This window comes from Streptococcus oralis, from assembly GCF_001579175.1.
GTDB lineage: Bacteria > Bacillota > Bacilli > Lactobacillales > Streptococcaceae > Streptococcus > Streptococcus oralis_O.
This window is the reverse complement of sequence record NZ_KQ970759.1, coordinates 327,763-332,544: the sequence shown is the minus strand read 5'-3', so window position 1 is coordinate 332,544 and position 4,782 is coordinate 327,763. Positions and strand designations below refer to the sequence as shown.

The following is a 4,782-nucleotide window of genomic DNA, read 5'->3' as shown; positions in this document are numbered from 1 at the left end:
ACTACCCAGTCTGCTAGTGTCGTCTGCTGATTCCATTTGACAAATTGAAAGCGGACATTGTGATTGCACTCATGAGCCAACGCAGCCTGCACACGTGGTAAAGTATAGTCATTTGGTAGCAGACTAAGCATGAGGTAGCCTGGAATTCCGCCATCTCCGCTATAACCCTTATTGAGCTGTAGCATAGGTTTTTCTGGATTGCCCAATAAAATAGTAAAATGGTAATCCTCAACATCTAAGTCATAGCCAGCCTGCTCAAAAAGCCCAATACTCCTTTTGATGGTATCCTGGCAGTCCTGCCAGAGTTGATCAGAGCTCAGAGAGTCGATAGCTGGTCTATCCTTTTCTGAGAGAGTTGAGGGTAACTGATTCATAAAGCCAAGTAGGAAAAGAGCATCAAATCCTCCAGGATACTTTGCTTTCAGAGGAATGTGTTGCGTTTGGTATTTCATTGCAAAAGGTGCTAATATTTTAGCTCGAAAGCAACCTTCTCTTTTTTCTAAAGGAAGCTCGAGCATCTCTTGGTAAACTTTATCTGAACGAATCATATTGATTTGCATAATAATCTCCTTTCTTATCTATTATTAGTATAATCCCTTACCTAAGGTCAAGGTCAAGAAGAAAATTAAAATATCTATTAAAATTTCATTGAAATTACCTCAAACCGTTCGAAAATTACCTTCAATAAAGTTCTTTAATACTGAGATTATAATATCCAGAGTATCAATAAATTAAAAACCTACTTTTCTACTGTTCATAGGAATGATGATACTAGAAAAAAATAAATCCTGAAGGGTAAAAACTTGTATCATTTTTTATGGAAAGCCTATTATTCAAAACTTGTTTGCCTCCTAGATAAACTATATGATTAGTTTGCCCCATTTGTGCCCCATGACAGACAAAAAGAAAAACCGCTACTCCTAAGAATAACGGTTTTATATGTTTTTTAAGCTACTAATGTAGTTGCTCTATTATTTAAGAGTAACTGAAGCTCCAGCTTCTTCCAATTTAGCTTTGATTTCTTCAGCTTCTGCAGTTGGAACGCCTTCTTTGATGACACCTGGTGCACCATCAACAAGTTCTTTAGCTTCTTTAAGTCCAAGACCAGTGATTTCACGTACAACTTTGATAACGCCGACTTTCTTGTCGCCTGCTGCTGTCAATTCAACGTCAAATGAATCTTTAGCAGCTTCTTCAGCACCACCAGCAGCAGCTACAGCTACAGGAGCAGCTGCAGTTACACCAAATTCTTCTTCGATAGCTTTTACAAGGTCGTTCAATTCAAGGATTGAAGCTTCTTTAATTTCAGCAATAATGTTTTCAATGTTCAATGCCATTGTTATTTCCTCCAAATAAGTTTTAAATTTTATAATAGTTTTTTTCGTAGCTAGGCTACGCTGTGTAGCTTAAGATTAAGCTGCGTCTTCTTTGTTGTCTGCAACCGCTTTGACTGCAAGAGCAACGTTGCGCACTGGCGCTTGAAGTACAGAAAGGAGCATAGAAAGAAGTCCTTCGCGGTTTGGAAGAGTTGCAAGAGCAACGATTTCTTCTTTAGATGCGACAGCGCCTTCGATTGCACCACCTTTGATTTCAAGTGCTTCAGCGTTTTTAGCAAAGTCGTTCAAGATTTTCGCTGGTGCGATAACATCTTCGTTAGAAAATGCTACAGCAGATGGTCCAACAAATACTGATGCAAGATCTTCAAGACCAGCTTTTTCAGCTGCACGACGCAAGATTGAGTTTTTAATGACTTTATACTCAACTTCGCTTCCACGAAGCTCACGACGAAGAACTGTATCTTGCTCAACTGTCAAACCACGAGCGTCTACAACGACGATAGATGCAGCAGCTTTCATTTTTTCAGCTACTACGTCAACTAGTTCCGCTTTTTTAGCAATAATTGCTTCACTCATTAGTGTGTTCACCTCCGTAATTATTTTGCTTGGGGAATTTTTCCAAAAGAAAAACGCGCCCAAACCTAGACACGAAAGTACAATACGCTTCTTTTTACATGATACGTTTTGTCCTCGGTAGGATACTTATGAGTCGAGCTCCCCTACTGTCTTAGGCAGTTTTTTCAAACCGTATATAAGTATAGCATAGACAAAAAAAGAATGCAAGATTTTTGCAGACTTTTTTTTGAAATATTTTTTTAAATCTCTACTGTCAAAACTTGTCCTTGCTTGACAACCTGTTCTCCAGCAATGTAGACATCATCAACATCACTGGATTTGACTGCATAAACGAGGTGAGAGAGCATATTTTCCTGAGGTTGAAGATGGATTTTCCCTTGTGGTTGAACGACCAGAAAATCCGCTTGCTTGCCAACTTCAAGACTTCCAATCAAGTTTTCCATTCCAAGAACCTTAGCACCTTCTATCGTTAGAGCTTTGAGGGCTGTTTCAATTGGAAACTGGCTGGCATCTCCACTCTTCATTTTCTGTAAGAGAGCTGCGGTACGACCTTCCTCAAACATATCAAGATTGTTATTGGAAGCAACCGAATCTGTCGCAATACCTACTGCCACTCCAGCTTTTTGAAGTTGGATGATTGGAGCAATTCCTGAGGCTAGTTTGAGATTACTGATAGGGTTGTGGGCAATAGCCACATGAGAAGTTGCCAAGCGTTCAATTTCTCGTTCGTTTAACTCGACCCCATGTGCAAAGACAGACGGATGATCTAAGTAACCTAGTTCGTCTAGAAAGGCGAGGGGACGTTTGCCATAGCGTTTGAGGATAATTCCTGACTCTTCCTTGGTCTCCGCCACATGGATATGGATAGGAATATTCAGCTCTTTTGCCATATCTAAGCTCTCTTCCAGCAAATCTTTACTACAGCTGTAGGGAGAATGTGGGGCTACCATAACCTTGAAATTTGGGTTTTCATATCCTAAGATTTCCTCGATGATGGCACGTGTTCTGCTTATGGTCTCAGCAGTTGTTTCTGTCTCTGAAGAAAAGAGGGTCGGTGAGAAATAACAACGCATCTTAGATGCCTTGACTGCCTGATAAATTCTTTCAATATCCACACCATTGGGATTATACATATCGTTGAAGGTTGTTGTCCCTGACTGGAGCATCTCTGTCAGAGCCTGCTTGACCGCTCTTGTAGTCATGTCAGGCGTAAATCCTGCTTCTGCAGGCCAGATATAGTCATTGAGCCATTCATGGAGATTGCTATCATCACGGATTCCGCGTAAGCCTGTCATAGCTGAATGGGTATGACAATTGACCAAACCAGGCATAATCCAGGCCCCCTGATAGTCTATAATCTGCTCAGCTTGATCTAAAATCTCTTGCTTCTCTTGACCGACATAGATGATTTGAGAATCCTTAACAGCCAAGATACCATCCAGATAGACATGGAAATCTTGGTCACAAGTCACAATATTTACATGCTGATAGACTTTCATTGGTTTTCTCCTTCTAAGGCCTTGATTTTTTCTAGCTATTGTAACAAAAAAGTCACCCGAAGGCAACTTTTAGTATCATTAAAATTTTAAAATGGATAGGAGTGGCTTACTCTGAGTTAAAAGTCGCAGCCTTTTGCATTTGGTAATACTTGCCCTTTCTAGCCATAAGATCCTGATGGTTTCCATGCTCCACGATATCACCATCCACCAAGACAAGAATCAAGTCCGCATCCTGAATGGTTGACAAGCGGTGGGCAATGATAAAGCTTGTGCGCCCCTTCATGAGTTTAGCAAAGGCATCCTGAACTAGCACTTCTGTCCGAGTATCGATGGAGGAAGTCGCCTCGTCTAAGATAAGAATCTTTGGAATAGCTAGAAAGACTCGGGCGATGGTCAAAAGCTGGGCTTGGCCGACAGAGAGAGATTCTCCTGCATTTTCCAACTTAGTATCGTATCCCTGCGGCAACTGTTGGATGAAAAAGTCTGCATTGGCTGCTTTGGCAGCAGCAATCACCTGCTCCCGACTGGCTTCAGGATTGCCAAAGGCAATATTGTCATGAATAGTTCCTTGCTTGAGCCAGGTTTCTTGGAGTACCATCCCAAACTGCTGTCTCAATGATGCTCGGGTATAATCATAAATGGAACGACCATCTAGCAAGACATCTCCCGATTTAATGGGATAAAAACGCATGAGGAGATTGATGAGGGTTGATTTGCCAGCACCTGTAGGACCAACGATGGCCACCTTGCTACCAGCAGGAATGGCAATGGATAAATCCTTAATCAAAACCTTCTCAGGATGATAGCCAAAAGAGACATGTTTAAAGGAAATAGCCCCCTTCACTTGGTCGCTGGTCAATACTTCCTTACCTGTTTCAACCACCTCAGGGCTCTCTAAGACAGCATAAACACGCTCTGCACAAGCGAGAGCACTTTGCAATTCGGCTAGAACTGAAGAAATATCGTTAAAGGGCTTGGTGTACTGTTGAACATAGTTCAAAAAAGTCACTAAACGCCCAATGGTCAAGGTGGATCCCATCATGATACGATAGGCCCCTACTCCAGCTAGAAGGGCATAAATGAGCGAATTTACAAATCGAGTCGAAGGATTAACCGTTGATGAATAAAAGATGGCTGACTGAGAATAGTCTGAGTAGTTATCATTAGCCTCATGCAATCTTTGGATAAACTCTCCTTGAGCATTAAAGGACTGGATAATAGTCTGTTGGCTAAGCGATTCTTCAATCAACTGGGTCTGAATCCCTCTTGTCTCCGTTTGCTTTTGGAAGAGATGATAAGATCTCTTGGCAATAAAGCGTGAAATCACCATGGATAGGGGCGTCAACAGCAAGACCAAGAGGGTCATGAGG

The 4,782-nt window shown here is 41.5% G+C and carries 5 protein-coding genes and 1 other annotated feature; all 5 genes read right to left on the bottom strand.

What is annotated here, in order from left to right; genetic code table 11:
• The coding region (locus SORDD24_RS01670; RefSeq protein ID WP_231082649.1) for a DUF2268 domain-containing putative Zn-dependent protease at positions 1-560 on the bottom strand (560 nt) is incomplete at its 3' end.
• Positions 561-971: 411 nt separating this feature from the next.
• Positions 972-1,337 carry a 50S ribosomal protein L7/L12 gene (gene rplL / locus SORDD24_RS01665; protein ID WP_001196969.1) on the bottom strand — a complete coding sequence of 122 codons (366 nt, stop codon included), beginning with the start codon at positions 1,335-1,337 and terminating at the stop codon, positions 972-974.
• 75 nt (positions 1,338-1,412) lie between these two features.
• Entirely contained in the window at positions 1,413-1,913 is a 501-nt protein-coding gene (rplJ, locus tag SORDD24_RS01660; protein ID WP_001287274.1) for a 50S ribosomal protein L10, read from the bottom strand.
• A 38-nt stretch (positions 1,914-1,951) separates the two neighbouring features.
• Positions 1,952-2,087, bottom strand: a sequence feature (ribosomal protein L10 leader region).
• Between the two features lie 65 nt (positions 2,088-2,152).
• Entirely contained in the window at positions 2,153-3,412 is a 1,260-nt protein-coding gene (locus SORDD24_RS01655) for a TRZ/ATZ family protein (RefSeq protein WP_061406904.1), read from the bottom strand.
• A gap of 106 nt (positions 3,413-3,518) precedes the next feature.
• Positions 3,519-4,782, bottom strand: a 1,264-nt coding sequence (locus tag SORDD24_RS01650) for an ABC transporter ATP-binding protein (protein WP_061406902.1), incomplete at its 5' end; no start/stop codon positions are given.

Coding starts and splice junctions, on each gene's coding strand:
- rplJ (WP_001287274.1), bottom strand. CDS start 1,913: ATGAGTGAAGCAATTATTGCTAAAAAAGCGGAACTAGTTGACGTAGTA.
- SORDD24_RS01655 (WP_061406904.1), bottom strand. CDS start 3,412: ATGAAAGTCTATCAGCATGTAAATATTGTGACTTGTGACCAAGATTTC.
- rplL (WP_001196969.1), bottom strand. CDS start 1,337: ATGGCATTGAACATTGAAAACATTATTGCTGAAATTAAAGAAGCTTCA.